1 protein-coding gene is annotated in these 482 nt (G+C 54.8%); it reads left to right on the top strand.

Going from position 1 to position 482, the window contains the following annotated elements:
- Nucleotides 1-52: 52 nt before the first annotated feature.
- The coding region (locus tag CRU94_RS09540; protein WP_258237453.1) for a recombinase family protein at nucleotides 53-482 on the top strand (430 nt) is incomplete at its 3' end.

Here is a 482-nt window from a genome sequence, read left to right as displayed (position 1 = left end):
TGCTAAAGCTGCGGAGTACGCAGCCCGGAAGGGGCTACAGCTAGACGAGAGTCTGACGTACAGAGACTTAGGTGTCAGTGCATACGACCGCTCAAACGTGACGAAGGGCGCGCTGGGCCTATTCCTAGCCGCCGTAGAGGCGGGTAAAGTCCCGCCAGGGTCTTTCTTACTCGTCGAGCAGCTAGAACGCCCTAGCCGTGCTGACCCGATGAAAGCTATTGATGTTATTCGCACTATCGTGGATGGCGGGGTATCTATCATTACGCTTACTGACGAAAGCGTTATAGACAAGAGTAACGCAAGCGACTTAGGCGTAATGCTTAATGCTATCGTCGTTATGTCCCGCGCTCACGAAGAGAGTAAGCGAAAGTCGCAAATGCTCTCTGATTTCTGGCAAGAGAAGCGCGTACAGCGTCCGCCAGTATTAACCGCAGAATGCCCCCGCTGGTTACGCGTCAAGCCCGACCGCTCCGGTTTCGAGC

This window comes from Arcobacter sp. AHV-9/2010 (assembly GCF_004116575.1).
Classification (GTDB): domain Bacteria; phylum Campylobacterota; class Campylobacteria; order Campylobacterales; family Arcobacteraceae; genus Aliarcobacter; species Aliarcobacter skirrowii.
Note: the sequence above shows the minus strand (reverse complement) of the source record. Positions and strands in the feature narration are given on the sequence as shown.